This window comes from Stenotrophomonas sp. I18B00994, assembly GCF_014145825.1.
Classification (GTDB): Bacteria; Pseudomonadota; Gammaproteobacteria; order Xanthomonadales; family Xanthomonadaceae; genus Stenotrophomonas; species Stenotrophomonas maltophilia.
In genome coordinates this window covers 103,778-119,967 of the sequence record NZ_JACIUW010000001.1, presented here as the reverse complement: position 1 = coordinate 119,967, position 16,190 = coordinate 103,778, and the positions used below count along the sequence as shown (strand labels likewise).

The window sequence follows — 16,190 nt, the reverse complement described above, 5'->3', positions numbered from 1 at the left end:
GAACAAACGCCAGTCTCGCAGTTTTCCAGCCTGGCGTACCGCGCCCGCCGCAACGGGCGCGGCCTTCCATCAATGCAGCGGCAGCTTCAGCATCGACGGCGCGTTCGCCGGTGAACTGAAGGTCACCGTGCCACCCAACTGGCTGATGCCTGCGTAGCGCAGGTCCACGGTGTCCATCACCAGGGTCAGGCGACTGCCGGCCGGCACGTCCCAGCTGCTGGCCTCCAGCCGCAGGTCGATGGTCTTCGCCTGCCCCGGCGTGACACCGCGCAGCGTGTAAGGCTTGTGGCTGATCAGCTGACCATTGCCCAGCACGTCCTCGGCATACAGGTAGGCATACAGCGTGGTGTTGGCGCGGCTGGGCGTGACGGTCAAGCGCACTTCCGGCGTGCCGTCCAGGCGCTGCGCACTCCACTGGATCGGCCCCTGCCACACACCTGCGGCGTTGCGGCCCACGAACGGCACATAGGCGCCCGGCGGCAGATTGATCATCTGCAGCGCGCCGGAGGCCATCGCCACGCCAGAATTGGCAGCGGTCAGCAGGCCGCTGCCGATACGGTAGTTCCAGCCGGTGCTGCTTCCACTTTCGGCCAGGCCTCCGGTGGGCAGCAGCAGCCCTTTGGGTGCGGTCAGCGCATAGCTGATGGCGCCGGCATTGGTCGCCTGCCAGTTCGCATACGTGCTCCAGCTGCCCTTCTGTGACTTCAGCTGCACCGCAGGCTGCCGGTCGATGCCATTGGCCACCCCCTTCAGGTAATGGTCGAACCAGTCGCCCACCGAATCGTAGACCTCGTTGGGAACACCCAGTGCGCCAAAGGCTTCGTTGAGCGCGTGATCGCCATGGCGCAACTGCAGCTGCTTGGGGCCCTTCAGGCGGTTGAAGAAATCGACCAGCTGGCCCGGCGGGAACAGGCTGTCGTTGAAGGCGTTGGCCAGGAACACCGCTGGCTGGTTGGCGTTGATCTCATCGATGCTGGCCGCAGGACTGCGTTGCGCCGCCACCGGTAGCAGCGAGTCCACCGCGCCCTGGTAGTTGCCGACCAGCACATTGCGATTGATGGTGGACAGCTCCGGTCCCGGGCGACCGGTGGCCAGGCCTGCGGCAACCAACAGCGCGATGCCCTGTGCGCTGGGGGTGTCGTTGCTGTACAGCGAGGCCTGCAGGTCGGCCCATCCACTCAGTGCAGCCACTGCCTTGATGCGCGGATCGCGTGCGGCCGCCAGCAGGCTGGTGCCGGCCCCATAGGAGATGCCCGATACGCCGATTCGTGACGGGTCGGCGCGGGTGTTGTCCAGCGCCCAGTCAATCAGTGCACTGACGTCCTCCACCGTGGCCGGCCCGGCGATGTCGATGCTGCCGCCGGACTCCCAGAAACCACGCGAGCTGTAGCTGATGACCACATAGCCGCGACGGGCCAACGACTGCGCCACGCCCACGTACTCCACGCTGGGCACGGCCCAGCTGCTGGGCATCACCAGCAGCGGATACCGTCCGCTGCCCGCGTCCTGCGGTTCGATGACGAAGGCCCCGAGAGGCGTTCCATCCCAGCTGGGAATGGTGCGATGGGTGGTCTTGACCGTGGCCGCCCAGGCGGTGGGCGCCAGCCCGGTCAGCAGGATCAACAGCAGCACTACCTTGCGCATCGTGGTCTCTCCCCGTCGGTGGTGGTGGTGCAATGGATCGGACCGTACCAATGCGAATGGTGGGTGGCACCTTGCGACGCAGCATGGCGCTTTCGAAGCCGGCGGCCGGCTGGATCGATGCAGGATCACATTCAGGCGCGGTGGATCACCCACGCCACCAGGCCCGCAAGTGGCATCAATGCAAGTGTGGCAACGACGCCCAGGCATCCGGACACCCCGCGGTGCGGCGCGGACGCCTGTGGATGCGATCGCAGCCAGGCGGCATGACAGGCCCTGCAGTAGAAGCGCTGCTTCCCAGCGCGCCAGGCGCCACTGGTACGTTCGTCATGGAGGGCGGCGTTGCCGCAGCGCCCACACTTGAAGCTGCGATGGGGCGGGCGTCTCTGTCGACGCAGCGCAGCCACGATTGCAACCCCGATCAGGGCAGCTGCGGCGCCCCCTGCAAGCAGTTCACTGTGGATCATTCGCCTTGCTCGATCCTGCGGTTTCCGGTCCTGCTGCGCAGGATATCGAGTCGTACACCCCCTGCGCTACGACGCCCTAGCACGCGCGCATGTCACCCACGCGCCGCCTGATTTGACACATCACCAGTGCTTGCGGGCTGTCACAGCTTCGTCTTTTCGTCATTGACCGAAAGGCGACAGCTTGTGACGCTTGCGACACCGCAGGGCCTGCATGGCCCCACCGTGCGGTCAGGTCCCACCGCAATCCGTAGCCCCCGTCCCCGCAACGCCCTCCCATGACTTCGCCCCGGCCTGGTCGTGGCGGACGGCTGCGCCCTGAACTTCTGCTGGAGAACCGCAATGCGCCTTGCAAGCTTCTTCTTCGCGTTCGTCCTCAGTGCCTTCGCCGGCGCTGCCCAGGCCCAGGTCGTCACCCTCAACAAGGGTGGCTTCGTGCTCACCTACGACTGCAGCATCCACAGCGCCACCCGCTACGAATACACCCTGACCGCAGACACCGGTTCGGCCGCGCGCCCGTCCAGCTTCTACAAGGATCCGGACCTGCCGGCAGGCTGCCTCGGCCAGACCAGCACCGCCTCCTACGCCAGCATCACGTCCGGCTATGACCGCGGCCATCTGGTGACGTCCAACCACATGGACTACAACGCGACCTACATCCGCCGCGCCAACTACATGACCAACATCGTTCCGCAGGTGTCCAGCTTCAACCAGGGCATCTGGGTGAAGGCCGAGAACGTGGCCGAGTGCTACCGCGACATCGCGCCGGTGGATGTCTATGGTGGCGTGGTCTACGGCGACGCCTCCAACGACTACTTCCTTTCCAGCCACGGCATCCCGACGCCGGAGTTCTTCTGGAAGACCATCATCACCCGTGACCCGAACACCGGCACCGCCAAGGCGATCAGCTGGATCATTCCCAACGAAGCCAATCTGGGCAGCCTCGACAGCTATCTGGTGACCATCGCCGATCTGGAGGAGCTGCTGGGTGCGAGCTACGTAGCGATCAACGCACCGGCCTCGCTGAAGAACATGCTGCCGCCCAGCACCTGGCCGCAGCCGGCGGGCTGTGACCTGGGCTGACCGGCCGACCGGGAATGGGTGGCACCCAGTCCGGGTGCCACACAGGGATGGCTGTGGGAAAATGGCAGGCAATTGCACCACTGCATTGCCCCCTGGAGCTGTAGATGTCCCGTTTCCCGTTTGATGCCGTGCTGTTCGACTGCGACGGCGTACTCGTCGATTCCGAGCCGCTGGTCGCCCGCGTTCTCTCGGAAATGCTGACCGCACGCGGCTGGTCGCTGACCCCTGCGCAGGCGGGTGAAGTCTTCCTCGGCCAGTCCGTGGCCCATCTGGCAGGGCTGATCGCAGAGCGCACCGGCAAGCCGTTCACCGAGGAATGGCTGGAGGAGTTCCGCCAGCAGCGCAACCGGGCACTGGAACGTGACCTTGAAGCGATCCAGGGGGCACCCGAGGCCGTGCGTGCGATCGCTGCGGCCACCGGCGGGCGGATCGCCTGCGCTTCCGGTGCCGACCTGCACAAGGTGAAGCTGCAGCTGGGCAAGGTCGGCATCCTTGATGCCTTCGGTGCCCATGTGTTCAGTGGCCAGGACATGCCGCGCACCAAGCCGCACCCGGACGTGTACCTGGCTGCAGCTGCAGCGCTGGGCGTCGACCCGACGCGCTGTGCAGTGATCGAGGACACCGTCACCGGCGCCACTGCGGGCGTTGCCGCAGGCGCCACCGTGTTCGGCTTCAGTGAGGGTGGCCCGCACCACAGTACGCCCGAAGCCCTGCGCGCAGTCGGTGCAAAGGTGATTTTCCAGCGCATGGACCAGCTGCCGGGCCTGCTTGCAGCCTACGCGGTGGACGCCGTCGCCTGACCCTGCTCAGCCCGCAGTGCCCAGTGCGGCGCTGCGGCGCTTTCCGGCGTAGTGCAGCGCGAACAGGTACAGGCCGGTGAACAGTTGCAGGAACAGCGGCGGCAGCGGCGAATAGGTGATCCACGCTGCAGGTTCGCCCTGCCCCAGCCCGCGAACGGCGAAGTTGGCGATCACTGCCAGGGTGAACACGATCGAGGTCCAACGATGCACGGGCCGTGCCCAGCCACTGCGGCTCATTGCCGGCGCCTCGCTTCGGAACGGGCTTCGATCATCTTCCAACCATTGCCTGATGGGTCACGGAATCCGGCGTCGACGGCGCCATAGCGCTCGATCGGCTCCTGGGTGAATTCCACACCCTGTGCCAGCCATTGCGTGTAGCGCGCCTGGCAGTCATCCACGGCCAGCACCAGCGGCGGCATTGCGCCCTTGGCCACCAGCTGCTGCAGCGCAAGCGTGGTAGCGGCGTCGTGGGTGGGCGGGCCTGGCACGAACAGGCCCAGCTGGAAACCGTCCTGGCCCGGGCTGCGTACCGTCAGCCAGCGGTAGCTGCCATTGCGTACGTCGGTATGCACTTCGAAGCCGAGCTTGCCGACGTAGAACGCCAGCGCCTCATCCTGGTCGCGCACATACAGGCCGACCGTGTTCACAGTGTTCGTCATGGGACCTCCCTCAGGTAGGGTCCACGTTAGCAACCGCCTCGCGGCGGCGCTTCTCCAAAACTGCGATCTTCAGGTCCGGGCGCTGCGCGGCGCGTGCATGGCATTCCGGCACGCTGGCCGACGCCGCCTGGCCCGCACGCTCACGCTCACGCACATTGCCCGGGCTGTCACCGGTGATGTCACGGAAGATGCGGCCGAAGGTACCCAGACTGTTCCACCCGGTCTGCGCGGCGATTTCGGTGACCGGCAACTCGGTGTCACGCAACATCGCCACGGCCCGTTCGATGCGCCGGCTGAGGAGATAGCGGTGCGGTGGCAGCCCGAAGGCCTGCTTGAACGAGCGGGCGAAGTGCGCCGGCGACACCGCACTGACCTCGGCCAGGCGCGCGACCGGCCATTCCTCATGGCTGGCGCGGTCCATCCGGTCCTTGGCACGCAGCAGGCGCCGCAGCAGTTCGGGGCTCTGGTTCATGGCACCACCGCCTGGGCCAGGTAGTGGCGTGCCGCGTGCCGCGCCTCAGCGGCCTGCTCGACCAGCCAGTCACGCAATGCAATGACCTTGGCACTGCCATTTCGCGCCGTGGGTGCCACGAACCAGAAGCTGCGACCGTCGCTGGCGACACCCGGATGCGCCTGCACCAGCCGCCCGCTGTCCAGCTCGGCCTGGAAAAGGATCGGCGAACCAATGGCGATGCCTTGCCCGGCGATCGCGGCGCCGACATCCAGATGTTCGACGGCAAAGGGCGCGACGAAACTCTCCGGTGGCGGCGGTGGAATGTGTCCGTGCGCGGCAAACCACAGGGCCCACCAGTCCGGCCGCCCGAGCAGGGGAATCTCCAGCGCGCTGCTGCCCAGCCCACGCGCCTCGTGCAGCAGCGCCGGCGCACACAACGGTGTGAACACGCTGGGAAACAAGGGAGTTGCCTGAAGACCCGGCCATTCGCCCTGGCCATTGCGGATGGCGGCATCGAAGTGACCGGCAGCCAGATCCTGCGGCGCTGCCGACAGGTCCAGTTCCAGCACGAAATGCCGGTGGCGGGCGCGGAACGTGCCCAGCCGCGGCGTCAGCCAACTGGTGCCCAGCGTCGGCAGCACGGACAGGCGCAGTCGCGCCGCATCCCTGTCAGCGGCGCGCATGAAGCTGGCGCGCAGTGCATCGAATGCCCGGGTCGCCTCCTGGGCGACGCTGGCACCCGCCGCCGTCAGTTCCACGTGCTGTGCGTGGCGCAGGAACAGGCAGATGCCGGTCTGGGCCTCCAGCCGCCGCACGTGGTAGCTCACCGACGCCGCACTGGTGTCAAGCTCTTCGGCGGCGCGCGCGAAGCTGCCCAGCCGCGCCGCCGCCTCGAAGGCACGGATGGCGGCAAGCGATGGCAGCTGGCGTTGGGTGACCATAAGTGTGACTTAGCCTGAGCCCCGATATCTGCGTGGTCAATCCCCCTGGTACGCGCAACGATGGAGGCACCTTCGACAGGGGATCACGCACATGGATCGACGGCAGTTCCTGGCCACCCTGGCCGCCGCGGCGGCATCTACGGCGCTGCCCCCCGGGTGGGCCCTGCCCAGCCACGGCGAAGACTGGAAATGGTTGCAGGGCAACTGGCAGGTCCGGCACCGACGCCTGAAGGACCGCCTGGTCGGCGATACCCGTTGGGAGTCCTTCACCGGTTCCAGCGCGGTCTGGCTCACCCTGGGCGGACTCGGCACCATCGATGACAACGTCATGGCGCTGCCTTCGGGCCCCTACAGGGGCCTGGGCGTGCGTGCATTCGATCCGGTGTCTTCCACGTGGTCGATCTGGTGGATCGATGGCCGCAACCCTGCCCATATCGAAGCCCCTGTGCGCGGCGCTTTCAAGGGCGATGCCGGCAGCTTCCGCGGCACCGACCGGATCGACGGGCGCCCCATCGAGGTCTGGTTCCGTTGGCACGACATCCACGGCGAGGAGCCGTGGTGGGAACAGGCGTTCTCCGACGATGCCGGTGCGCACTGGGAAGTGAACTGGCGCAACTGGTTCCGCCGCACTGCTGCGGTCCCCTCTCCGCTTCCGAAGCTGCCGGATGCACCGGGCGATTTTGATTTCCTGGTGGGCCATTGGAACGTGCGCCATCGTCGCCTGCGCGCTCGGCTGACAGGCAGCGATGCATGGGACGCGTTCAACGGCACCCTGCACAACTGGCCGGTCCTGGGAGGATTCGGCAACGTGGGTGACAACCTGATGGACATGCCTGGAGCGCCGCTGTGCGGCATGGGCATCCGCGCCTGGAATGCGGCGGAGCGGCACTGGCTGAGCTGGTGGCTGGATGGCCGGGAGCCGACCCGGATCGGCGCGCCACTGCGCGGTGGTTTCCAGGCTGGTGTCGGCCGCTTTTTCGGCGAAGACCAGCACGACGGTCGAACAATCCGGACACGGGTGATCTGGTCACGCATCACCCCGCGTTCGGCGCGCTGGGAACAGGCGGCTTCGATTGATGGTGGGCGCAGCTGGGAAACCAACTGGGTCAGCGACTTCGAGCGACAGGCATGAAGGCGCTGCTGGCCGTGCTGCTGCTGGTTGCTGCGTCGCCTGCCGCGTCTCCATCCAGGGTGCTGCAGATCGTCGGCCCGGCCGAGCGCTTTGCCCCGGGCGTTGCATCCACGCAGTACGACGAGATTCGACTGACCTTGAGCCCGGACGGAAAAACCGCACTGTGGTTCAGCCGCAACCGGCCCGGCGGTCCGGGCGGGTATGACATCTGGGTCTCCCGCAACGATGGGCAGCGCTGGCGGCCGGCAACGCCGGTGCCGTTCAACACGCCGGGGCGCGACTTCGATCCCGCCTTTTCCGCCGATGGCCGCGTGGTGTATTTCTGTTCGGATCGCGCAGGCGGCCAGGGCGGCGACGATCTGTATCGGGTCAGCATGGGGAGCGACGGTCGATTCGGGGAGCCGGTCAATCTTGGCCCCGCAGTGAACAGCGTGAACGATGAGTTCGCGCCGATGCTCTCGCCAGACGGTCGTACGCTGTTGTTCTCCAGCGATCGTGCGGGCGGTGCCGGCGGCCATGACCTCTACAGCGCGGCGATGATCGGCGGCGTCGCGCAGCCGGCACAGCCGCTGCCGGGAAACCTCAATACCGCAGCGCAGGAGTTCGATGCCACCTTCCTGGGCGACGGCCGGACGCTGGTGTTTGCCCGCGCCCTGGACTTCGGCAGTGCACGGGTACGCCAGTTCATCGCCTACGCGCGTGGAGGCCGTTATGACGCGGGCCTTGCATTGCCCTCCCCCTTGAACGAGGCCTCCGGCGACAGCTACGGCGCGATGCTGGATGGCTCGCAACCCGACACCTTGACCTATTCGGCGCGGCGCGCGGACGGTGCAGGGTTGGACCTGTATCGCATCCGCTTTCGGATGATGCGCCCTTGAAGGCAGATGCTGTCGATTTTCGGCGCCCCGGTTCGTCGAGAGGATGAAACCCCAGGAGAAAACGCAGATGACCTCACACCAGTCCCTTGCCTGCGCCTGCGGCCAGGTGCGCCTGACCGCCACGGGCCAACCCATTGCCACCGTCGAATGCTGCTGCGACAGCTGCCGCAAGGCCGGCGCCATGCTGCAGTCGATGCCCCGAGCACCGGACGTCCTGGGCCCGCACGGCCAGACGCTCTTCGTAATGCACCGCAAGGATCGCGTCAGCATCGATGCCGGACATGCCATGCTGCGCACGTTGCGGTTGTCCAGCAGGGGCGGCAGCCGCCGCGTCGTGGCGGGATGCTGCAATACACCGCTCTTCCTGGAGTTCAGCGGCGGCCATTGGCTGAGCCTGTATGGCCTGTTGTGGCCGGCGTCGACAAGACCCGCCGTGGAGATGCGGACGATGGTCAGTGATCTTCCTGACCCGTCTGTCCTTCCAGACGATGTGCCGAACCTGAAGACCCGCTCGCTGCGGTTCTACGCCCGCCTGATGAAGGCGTGGATCGCCATGGGCTTCCGCAGCCCGCGCATCGAAGTCGCGGGAGATACCCATGTCTGAGCCCGAGCGGATCGAGATCGAGAGCATCACCACGCCCGGGCACATCCAGCGCGTGGATCGGGCCAAGTATCTCGCCATGCGCCACGCCTTGCTGCGGGCCCTGCCTGCGCAACCGCCCGGCCTGACCGTTGCGCAGGCAAAACAGGCACTGCTGCCACATCTGCCCGCCACCCTGTTCCCGGCAGGTGCCACCGCCGGCTGGTGGTTGAAGGCCGTGCAGCTGGACCTGGAAGCCAAGGGCGTGATCGAGCGCGTCGCGGCCAAGCCGTTGCGCCTGTTCAAGCACCTCGCGGCCGGCTGATCAGCGCTGCGCAGGCAGCTCCAGCCGGTGCTTGCGGCACAGGCGATACACCGTCACGCGCGATATCTGCATCTGCCGCGCACACTCGGAGACGTTGTAGCCGGTCTGGCGCAGGGTCTGCAGCAGCACATCGCGCTCGGCCTGCCCCCGTGCATCGTGCAGCATCGCCGCCGGCAGGACCGCCGTCGATGCGCCCAGCTCCAGGTCACGCTCACTGATCAGCTCGCCTTCGGCCATGATCGCTGCACGCTGCACACGGTTCAGCAGTTCGCGTACGTTGCCGGGCCAGTCGAAGCGCCGCATGGCCTGTACTGCGGCCGGTGCAAAGCCGCGTGCACGCACGCCGTGGCGCAACCGGAAGCAGCGCAGGAAGTGCTCGGCCAGCAGCTGCACGTCGGCACCGCGCTCGCGCAGCGGCGGCATCAGCAGGCGCAGCACATTAAGGCGGTAGTAGAGATCGCTGCGGAACCGCCCCTGCGCCACCGCGTGTTCCAGTTCGACGTGGGTCGCGGCAAGCACACGCACGTCTGCGCGCAGCGGCTGGCTGCTGCCCACGCGCTCGAAGGTTCCCTCCTGCAGCACGCGCAGCAGACTGGTCTGTGCCTCTGCCGGCAGATCGCCCACCTCATCAAGAAACACCGTTCCGCCGTGGGCCGATTCGAACACGCCGATCTGCCGCTTGTCGGCACCGGTGAACGAGCCACGTTCGTGGCCGAACAGCTCCGACTGCACCAGGTTGGCCGGAATCGCACCGCAGTTCACTGCAATGAAAGGCTTGCCGGCACGCCCCGACAGCGCATGCAGCGCGTGTGCGGCCAGTTCCTTGCCTGTACCGGTTTCACCTGTGACCAGCACCGGCAGCTCCACCGGCGCAAACTTGTGCAGCACCGCGCGCACCGCATGCAACGCGGCGCTTTCGCCAATCAGCGCGTGCGGTCCGTGCCCACCGCAGGTTGCGTCGACAGGCGGATCATCCGCGTCGAACTGCTGGCGCATTGCGCAGACCAGGTCCTGCAGGCCGAACGGCAGCGTGAAGCGCGCGCAGCATCGCTGCAGCAACGGCAGCCAAGCAGGCGATGTGGGTCCGGCACCCGGTGGCAGTACCGCCAACCAGGGCAGATGCTGGTGCTGCTCGATCCACGGCGCCAGCAGCTGCAGCGCGACCGCATCGAGATGGCGCAGATCGAGCACGGCGAGCAAACGATCGCGCCCACGCAGGCCAATCGCCATGGCGGGATCGGGATGGATGCTGCGCACATACCAGCCCGCTGCCGCCAGCGCACTGCGCTCGTTCGCCAACGGCTCGCCAAACCAGAGCACGCAACGCGACGTAGAAGCCTCCGGGACCGCTGCCATGCTTCCCCCAGCATCCGGACACCGTCGGCGGACTGTCAGGCAATCACCGGCGTGCCGCCCCCCGCCGGGACCTCTACGGCCACCGGGATGGCCTTTGTTGGGCGGATCCTAGCGCTTCCCTAAACGGCGGCGCAATGAGCAGTGCGTCAAGAAATTCGAGGCTGAAGCTGCACCGTTGCAGACGGCGACGCCACCTGTAACACCGATGCGACAGTCGCCCGCCGCCCTTGCCCTGCGGTGCCTGGGGCTTCGAAATCCCAACAATTCCGCGACGTGCCTGTAACAGCATGGCAGCAGCCCGGTCAGGTGCTGCACGATCACGGCGTTGGCGGGTGGACACTTCGAAGTTGGCACGGTTGATGCGTGGTTCCGCCGCACCCATCGCGGGAGATCGGCATGGACGGCACCACCCTGATTCGCGGCCTGGCCGCAGCACTGGCAACAGCCCTGCTGTCGGTTGGCGCCGACGCGTCCGCATCGGGCGCCCGCCAGGGCGTGAAGGCACAACCGGGCGAAATCGTCCTGTTGCGGGACGTCTCCGCGCGGCCGGCCTATCGCATGGCACCACGGGGCATGGCGCTGATAGCCGACCCGAAGCCACAGCGCGAGATCGCCGCCGCATTGGGGGTCGGCGGCACGACGACCGGCATGGACGAGTTGAGCGATGAGGACTATGCCGGCATGGGCGCCGGCCAGGCCGCGTCCATCGCGGCGCCGGGCGGAACCACCGTTGAACGGGTCACCCAGCAGGCCTTGGGCGGCACGCTGGGCCGCAGTGGCGACGGCATGGTCGGCAGCAGCCTGGGGGGCGCCATGAGTGGGCCGCTCGGTGCGGTCGGCAGCAGCACCCGCGGTATCGCCGATACCGTGCGCGGCGCACTGGCCCAGTTCCCGCTGCAGGGCACGGCCCCGGCAGGTGGAAAATGAAGCCCCTGCACGGCGTGCTTCTGCTGCTCGCTGCCGCGCCCTCGGCGACCCGGGCCGATGACTACAGCGGCATGCTCGCCTATCTCGACGTGGCCCGGATCGACGGCCGCGCGCTGGCCGGGGCGAATGGCGCCATCGCCGTGAACCAGGCCGCCGGCGACCTCAACGTGCAGGCCAACCTGCGGGGTATCGCCAAGGGCGATCGCGCCGACGTGGCGATCAATGCGCGGCAACTGCAGCAGGGCAACCGCGTGCTGTCCGGGCCGCTGCAGGCCACTGCATACATTGGCGGTGATGCACTGGCCGGTGCCAGTGGCATCGCGTCCATCAACCAGGCCAGCGGCATCGCCAACACGACGCTCAACGTCGTCAGCGCGACGCTGGCCAGACAGGGCATACGCGAAACCGACGATACGGCCTTGGCCGCCGAGGGTTCCGCGTTGGCAGGGGGGCGGGACGACACCGGTCGCGGCGTCGCGACGGGCACCCGCAGCGCCGGTGTAGCCAGCACCGCGCTGCGGGGATTCGACGGGGTCCTGCAACTCAATCAGATCGCGGGCAACGGCAACGATACGGCCAACGTGCTGGGCCTGGTCGTGCAGGACCGCCCGTGACAACCACCCAACCGATGCACCACCTGATGAGAGAGAGGGCATCATGAAAGCGACCGTCAAACAGACCATGCTCGCCATGGCGATTGCCACTGCCTCGACCGCCGCTGCGGCCAATGGCTGGGACAACCAGAACGCCAACGCGAACATCAACCACAACCACACCGTCAGCGAAACCCGCAACGATACGCACAACCGCACCGACAACGACGTGCGCAACCGCACCGTCAACGTCAATGTGCAGAAGCACAGCAACATCCAGGCCGACGAACGCAAGGAGAAGAACAACCACGGCGTCGACGTGAACCTGGAGAAGGACCTGCGGCTGAGCACCGACATCAATTTCTCCGGCGATCCGAACATCACCGGCGACATCGACCTCGACTCGGCGGCCATTGCCGTGATCGACAACCGCCAGTCGATCAGCAACAACGCCACCAGCAACAGCCTGGTCACCAACAGTGCGTCCATCGGTGACAGCGTGGGTGCCGGCGCATCGGGCAATCTCGGCTTCAACGTGGTCTCCGGCGACAACAATGCCCAGGACAATGCCGCGTCGTTGTCCGCTGCCGATGCGTCCTTCAGCTTCGGCATGGCTGACGCCGAGGTGTTCGTCAACCAGGCCGGCTTCGGCAACGCGACCATGAACTCCGGCGTCACCAACGCCGCAGGTCTTGGTGGCAACGCTTTCGGCGGCGCGTCCGGCAACATCGGCGTGAACATCGCCTCGGGCAACAACAACGAGCAGAAGAACGCGCTCGCGGCCTCGGTCGCGACCACGGCAGTGGCCCAGTCGAGCATCAGCTCCAACCAGGTCTCCACCGGCAACACGGTCAGCAACGCCGGCTTCGTGCAGTCCTACACCGATACCGTGCAGGTCGGCATGCATGGCGGCGTCAGCGGCCTGACCCTGGCCTATGGCGCGGGCACCTACCGCGGTACCGGCAACGCCTACCAGATGGCCAACTACTACCTGGATACGTGGAGTGGCGAGCTGCCACACCCGGGTGGCAACAGCACCGGCCACATCGACCTGGACAACCAGATCCAGAACGCCACGATGAACCCCAACCGGCCGGGGGTGGGCGGCCTGGGCTTCGATACGCGTGAGAGTGGCACCAGCCAGTTCGTCGAACTGGGCGTGGCCGACCTGTATGCCAGCCTCAGCGGCACGGTCAGCACCACGCGCTGGGTGAACGTCAACGCCACCAACACCTCGGCATTGTCCGGCAGCGCCTTCTCCGGCGCCTCCGGCAACATCGGCGTGAACGTGGCTGCAGGCACCGGCAACCTGCAGGCCAACAGCCTGGCCCTGGCAGTCGCCCAGCCCAGCACCGGCGGCGGTGGTGGCAGCGGCGAGTAAGCGCAACACCCCGGCCGTCCGCCAATGGCCGGGTTCCCGGGAGCCCCTGTCCCTCCTCCCCCTTGGGGCAGGGGCTCCCCCCTGCTGCCGGAGACCGTGATGATCCGTTGCCGTCTTTCGATGTGCCTGCTGGCCTGCCTGTTGCTGCTGGCCACTGTTCCTGCGTGGGCAGGCGACGTGCGCTTCAGTGGCGTACTGCCCAATGGCGCTCTGCTGCAGCAGAAGGTGGAGAGCATGCAGGAGCGGCGCTACCGCAACGTGGTACGCCAGCACACCGACTACAGCTGCGGGGCTGCGGCGCTGGCGACCATCCTTCGCCACGCCTACCACCTGCAGACCGACGAGGCGACGGTGATTGAAGGGATGATGGGGGTGTCCGATCCAGCGCTGGTGGCCGAACGCGGCTTCTCCCTGCTCGACATCAAGCGCTACGTGGAATCGCTGGGCATGCGTGGCCGGGGCTACCGCATCGATGAAACACGACTGCGCACCCTTCGCGTGCCGGGACTGGTGCTGATGGACGTGCGCGGTTTCCGCCATTTCGTGGTGCTCAAGCAGGTGCGCAACGGCATCGTGGAAGTGGCTGACCCGATCCTCGGCAACCGCAGCCTGGCGCTGCCGGAGTTCCTGGCCGCCTGGCCATCGCGCGCGGTCTTCGTGGTGATCGGCAGCGACTTCGATCGCAACACCGCTCTTCTGCAACCCAGCGAACGGCCCAGTGCCCGCGCGCTCTTCGCGCGGCAAGGGCCGATCACCGATGCCGAACTGGTCGACTTCGGCTTCAGCCACGCCGACCTGTTCTGAGGAGGTATGACCATGTTCCGCCAACACGTATGGATGGTTCTGCTGCTGATGGCCCCTGCCCTGCCCCTGCAGGCCGCCGACGGCAGGACCGGGCGTGGCCTCACGGAAATCCCCGATCCGGAGCTGAGCCTGATGCGGGGGCGCTACACCGTGGGCGGCAACAACGTCGCCTGGTTCGGGGTCACCATGGTGTCGCAGTGGCAGGCCAGCAACGGCACGACCCTGCAGGGCGGCCTGACCCTGGGCATGGACTTCCGTGGCGGTGGCGCGCCGAAACTCAGCTTCCAGCCCAGCGTGCATGTCACGGCAGCCGATGCGCCGCTGCCCGATACCCACGGACGCAGCATCGACAGCAGCGGCCTGGCCAACGCCAGCGGCCTGGTGCAGAGCGTGCAGGTGGCCGGCGATGGCAATGTCGCGCGCAACGTCACCACGCTGGTGGTGCGCGGCGGTGCCGTGCCCGCAGCCACATCCGACGGCGCTCACTCGGCCAGCGCACAGCAGGCCGGTATCAGTGCCAGTGCTGTGCTGGACGGCAACCAGGCACGCCTGATGCTGCAGGTGGACGGCCAGGGACTGGTGCAGCAATGGATACGCAATGGCAGTGTCGGCCAGGGTATTGCCCTGGCCGGTGACGGCCAGGCGGCCAGCAACCAGCTGCGGCTGGAACTGGTGAGGAACACCGCGGGCGGCAACCTGCCGTTGAGCCAGAACGTGGCCCAGGCGATTGCGTTGAACCGCGGCATGGGGCCGGGCCAGTAGCAGGGCCTGGCATTGGGGGAAACGCTCCACAACGCAGGACACGATCATGCACACCCTGATGAGGATCACCCCGTTGGCGCTGGCGGCGCTGGCGGGCACCGCCCTTGCCGCACCGACGACGCCGGATGATGGCGCCGACGTGCAGGCCCTGGCCAACCAGCTGGAACAGCTGAAGGCCAACTACGCACAGGAAGTGCGGCGGTTGCGCGAGCTGGACATGCAGGTGCAGGCCATGCAGGCGCGCCTGGGCGGGCGGGTTGGCCCAGCCTCGACCCCACCGGCCGCGCCATTGGCGCAGGCAGCGGCCGCCGCGGCTCCACCGAGCAGCGAGGGTTACGCCAGTACCGCCGCAGAAGCACAACAGGCCAGGCAGGAGTCGCGGCGCAGCGTGGACGATGTGAAGCAGCAGCAATCGGCCCTGTTCTCGCGCCGCTTCACCATCGAGAACAGCCTCACCTACGCACGCTACGACCGCAAGCAGCTCACCCTCAACGGCTTCCTCGCGTTGGACGCCATCTTCCTCGGCAATATCGCCATCGAGAACGTGGAGTCCGACTCGCTGACCTACAACGTGGCGGCCCGCTGGGGCGTCAGCCCGAACCTGACGCTCAACCTGGATGTGCCCTACCTGGCGCGGCGCACCGTGTACCAGAAAGGCGGCGCCGGCGGTGCAGCAGCCGCCATCGCGCAGGAGCAGACCAACGGCAACGGCCTGGGCGACATTGGCCTGAGCGCGAACTACCGGCTGTTCGGCGAACGCGGCTGGCGCCCGGAGACTGTGCTCACGGCCGGCGTCACCGCCCCCACTGGACGCGCACCCTACGGCCTGGACTGGAAGGTGATCGAGCGCGATGACGATGACTACATCCGCTTCGCCGTGCCGCGCGAGCAGCCCACCGGCAACGGCGTATGGCAGGCCAACCTCGGCCTGTCGATGGTGAAGACCGCCGACCCGGCCATCCTGTTCGCCAACATCGGCTATGTGCACTCCATCCCGCGCGGATTCAACGACATCGACAGCAATCCGGACACGGTCAATCCGGGCGACGTGAAGCTGGGTGGCTCGGTGTACTTCGGCGCAGGCGTGGCCTTTGCGTTCAACGAGCGGACCAGCCTGAGTCTGTCCTTCAGTGACCGCATCAGCGCCCGCGCCTCCACCCGCTTCCAGGGCGGCAAGTGGATGAAGGTGATCGGCAGTGATGCCAATGCGGCATCCCTGAACCTGGGCGTGACTTATGCGTTGAACCAGCACACCACGCTGGTGACGCTGCTGGGCATCGGGCTGACCCCGGATGCGCCGGACTTCACGTTGGCGTTCAAGATTCCGTACATGTTGTAGCAACAGCGCCAGGCACGGCGCTGCGCCGTGCATCGGCATGGCCCGGATTCATCTTCCGGCACCACAGCGGT

The 16,190-nt window shown here is 67.1% G+C and carries 18 protein-coding genes; 12 read left to right on the top strand and 6 right to left on the bottom strand.

Translation table 11 applies throughout. The features are described from left to right. Positions 1 to 69: 69 nt before the first annotated feature. The gene (locus H4O10_RS00590) at positions 70 to 1,644 is read right to left on the bottom strand and encodes an alpha/beta fold hydrolase (RefSeq protein ID WP_012480343.1); all 1,575 of its coding nucleotides are present in this window, start codon (positions 1,642 to 1,644) and stop codon (positions 70 to 72) included. 803 nt (positions 1,645 to 2,447) lie between these two features. On the opposite strand from H4O10_RS00590, the gene H4O10_RS00585 reads away from it, so the two are divergent. Together H4O10_RS00585 and H4O10_RS00580 are read left to right on the top strand one after the other, a co-directional pair. Continuing rightward, positions 2,448 to 3,188: a DNA/RNA non-specific endonuclease gene (locus H4O10_RS00585; RefSeq protein ID WP_044570255.1), complete on the top strand. Its 741-nt coding sequence runs from the start codon at positions 2,448 to 2,450 to the stop codon at positions 3,186 to 3,188. Between the two features lie 104 nt (positions 3,189 to 3,292). Then, positions 3,293 to 3,988 (top strand): HAD family phosphatase, encoded by a 696-nt coding sequence (locus tag H4O10_RS00580; RefSeq protein ID WP_012480346.1) that lies wholly within the window; start codon positions 3,293 to 3,295, stop codon positions 3,986 to 3,988. Between the two features lie 6 nt (positions 3,989 to 3,994). Here the strand turns inward: H4O10_RS00580 and H4O10_RS00575 are convergent, their stop codons facing one another. Genes H4O10_RS00575 through H4O10_RS00560 form a run of 4 tightly spaced genes read right to left on the bottom strand, consistent with a single transcriptional unit; the run spans position 3,995 to position 6,042 of the window. Then, positions 3,995 to 4,225, bottom strand: a complete 231-nt coding sequence (locus H4O10_RS00575; protein WP_012480347.1) for a hypothetical protein — start codon at positions 4,223 to 4,225, stop codon at positions 3,995 to 3,997. Next, the gene (locus H4O10_RS00570; RefSeq protein ID WP_012480348.1) at positions 4,222 to 4,647 is read right to left on the bottom strand and encodes a VOC family protein; all 426 of its coding nucleotides are present in this window, start codon (positions 4,645 to 4,647) and stop codon (positions 4,222 to 4,224) included. The genes H4O10_RS00575 and H4O10_RS00570 overlap by 4 nt, the downstream gene beginning before the upstream one ends. 10 nt (positions 4,648 to 4,657) lie before the next feature. Then, positions 4,658 to 5,119, bottom strand: a complete 462-nt coding sequence (locus tag H4O10_RS00565) for an AraC family transcriptional regulator (protein WP_012480349.1) — start codon at positions 5,117 to 5,119, stop codon at positions 4,658 to 4,660. Further along, on the bottom strand, positions 5,116 to 6,042 hold the full coding sequence (locus tag H4O10_RS00560) for a LysR substrate-binding domain-containing protein (RefSeq protein WP_044570259.1): 927 nt from the start codon (positions 6,040 to 6,042) through the stop codon (positions 5,116 to 5,118). The genes H4O10_RS00565 and H4O10_RS00560 overlap by 4 nt, the downstream gene beginning before the upstream one ends. A gap of 91 nt (positions 6,043 to 6,133) precedes the next feature. On the opposite strand from H4O10_RS00560, the gene H4O10_RS00555 reads away from it, so the two are divergent. The 4 genes from H4O10_RS00555 (at position 6,134) to H4O10_RS00540 (ending at position 8,957) form a co-directional block, all read left to right on the top strand. Beyond that, complete coding sequence (locus H4O10_RS00555; RefSeq protein WP_012480351.1) at positions 6,134 to 7,174, top strand: twin-arginine translocation signal domain-containing protein; 1,041 nt, start codon at positions 6,134 to 6,136, stop codon at positions 7,172 to 7,174. Next, on the top strand, positions 7,171 to 8,052 hold the full coding sequence (locus H4O10_RS00550) for a PD40 domain-containing protein (RefSeq protein WP_012480352.1): 882 nt from the start codon (positions 7,171 to 7,173) through the stop codon (positions 8,050 to 8,052). The genes H4O10_RS00555 and H4O10_RS00550 overlap by 4 nt, the downstream gene beginning before the upstream one ends. A 106-nt stretch (positions 8,053 to 8,158) precedes the next feature. Then, on the top strand, positions 8,159 to 8,656 hold the full coding sequence (locus H4O10_RS00545; RefSeq protein WP_238379654.1) for a hypothetical protein: 498 nt from the start codon (positions 8,159 to 8,161) through the stop codon (positions 8,654 to 8,656). Further along, the gene (locus H4O10_RS00540; RefSeq protein ID WP_012480354.1) at positions 8,649 to 8,957 is read left to right on the top strand and encodes a hypothetical protein; all 309 of its coding nucleotides are present in this window, start codon (positions 8,649 to 8,651) and stop codon (positions 8,955 to 8,957) included. Before H4O10_RS00545 ends, H4O10_RS00540 begins: the two co-directional genes overlap by 8 nt. On the opposite strand, the gene H4O10_RS00535 is transcribed toward H4O10_RS00540, so the two are convergent. Then, on the bottom strand, positions 8,958 to 10,313 hold the full coding sequence (locus tag H4O10_RS00535) for a sigma-54 dependent transcriptional regulator (RefSeq protein WP_012480355.1): 1,356 nt from the start codon (positions 10,311 to 10,313) through the stop codon (positions 8,958 to 8,960). Between the two features lie 396 nt (positions 10,314 to 10,709). On the opposite strand from H4O10_RS00535, the gene H4O10_RS00530 reads away from it, so the two are divergent. The 6 genes from H4O10_RS00530 (at position 10,710) to H4O10_RS00505 (ending at position 16,119) form a co-directional block, all read left to right on the top strand. After that, positions 10,710 to 11,240 carry a hypothetical protein gene (locus H4O10_RS00530; RefSeq protein WP_044570262.1) on the top strand — a complete coding sequence of 177 codons (531 nt, stop codon included), beginning with the start codon at positions 10,710 to 10,712 and terminating at the stop codon, positions 11,238 to 11,240. After that, a complete protein-coding gene (locus tag H4O10_RS00525; protein WP_012480357.1) occupies positions 11,237 to 11,854 on the top strand; it encodes a hypothetical protein in 618 nt (205 codons plus the stop codon). The genes H4O10_RS00530 and H4O10_RS00525 overlap by 4 nt, the downstream gene beginning before the upstream one ends. A 43-nt stretch (positions 11,855 to 11,897) precedes the next feature. Beyond that, positions 11,898 to 13,214 carry an adhesin gene (locus tag H4O10_RS00520; protein WP_099596127.1) on the top strand — a complete coding sequence of 439 codons (1,317 nt, stop codon included), beginning with the start codon at positions 11,898 to 11,900 and terminating at the stop codon, positions 13,212 to 13,214. A gap of 99 nt (positions 13,215 to 13,313) precedes the next feature. Then, the gene (locus tag H4O10_RS00515; protein ID WP_012480358.1) at positions 13,314 to 14,018 is read left to right on the top strand and encodes a C39 family peptidase; all 705 of its coding nucleotides are present in this window, start codon (positions 13,314 to 13,316) and stop codon (positions 14,016 to 14,018) included. A 12-nt stretch (positions 14,019 to 14,030) separates the two neighbouring features. Continuing rightward, entirely contained in the window at positions 14,031 to 14,780 is a 750-nt protein-coding gene (locus H4O10_RS00510; RefSeq protein ID WP_044571387.1) for a hypothetical protein, read from the top strand. Positions 14,781 to 14,826: 46 nt separating this feature from the next. After that, positions 14,827 to 16,119 carry a transporter gene (locus H4O10_RS00505; protein ID WP_005409781.1) on the top strand — a complete coding sequence of 431 codons (1,293 nt, stop codon included), beginning with the start codon at positions 14,827 to 14,829 and terminating at the stop codon, positions 16,117 to 16,119. Positions 16,120 to 16,190: the final 71 nt, after the last annotated feature.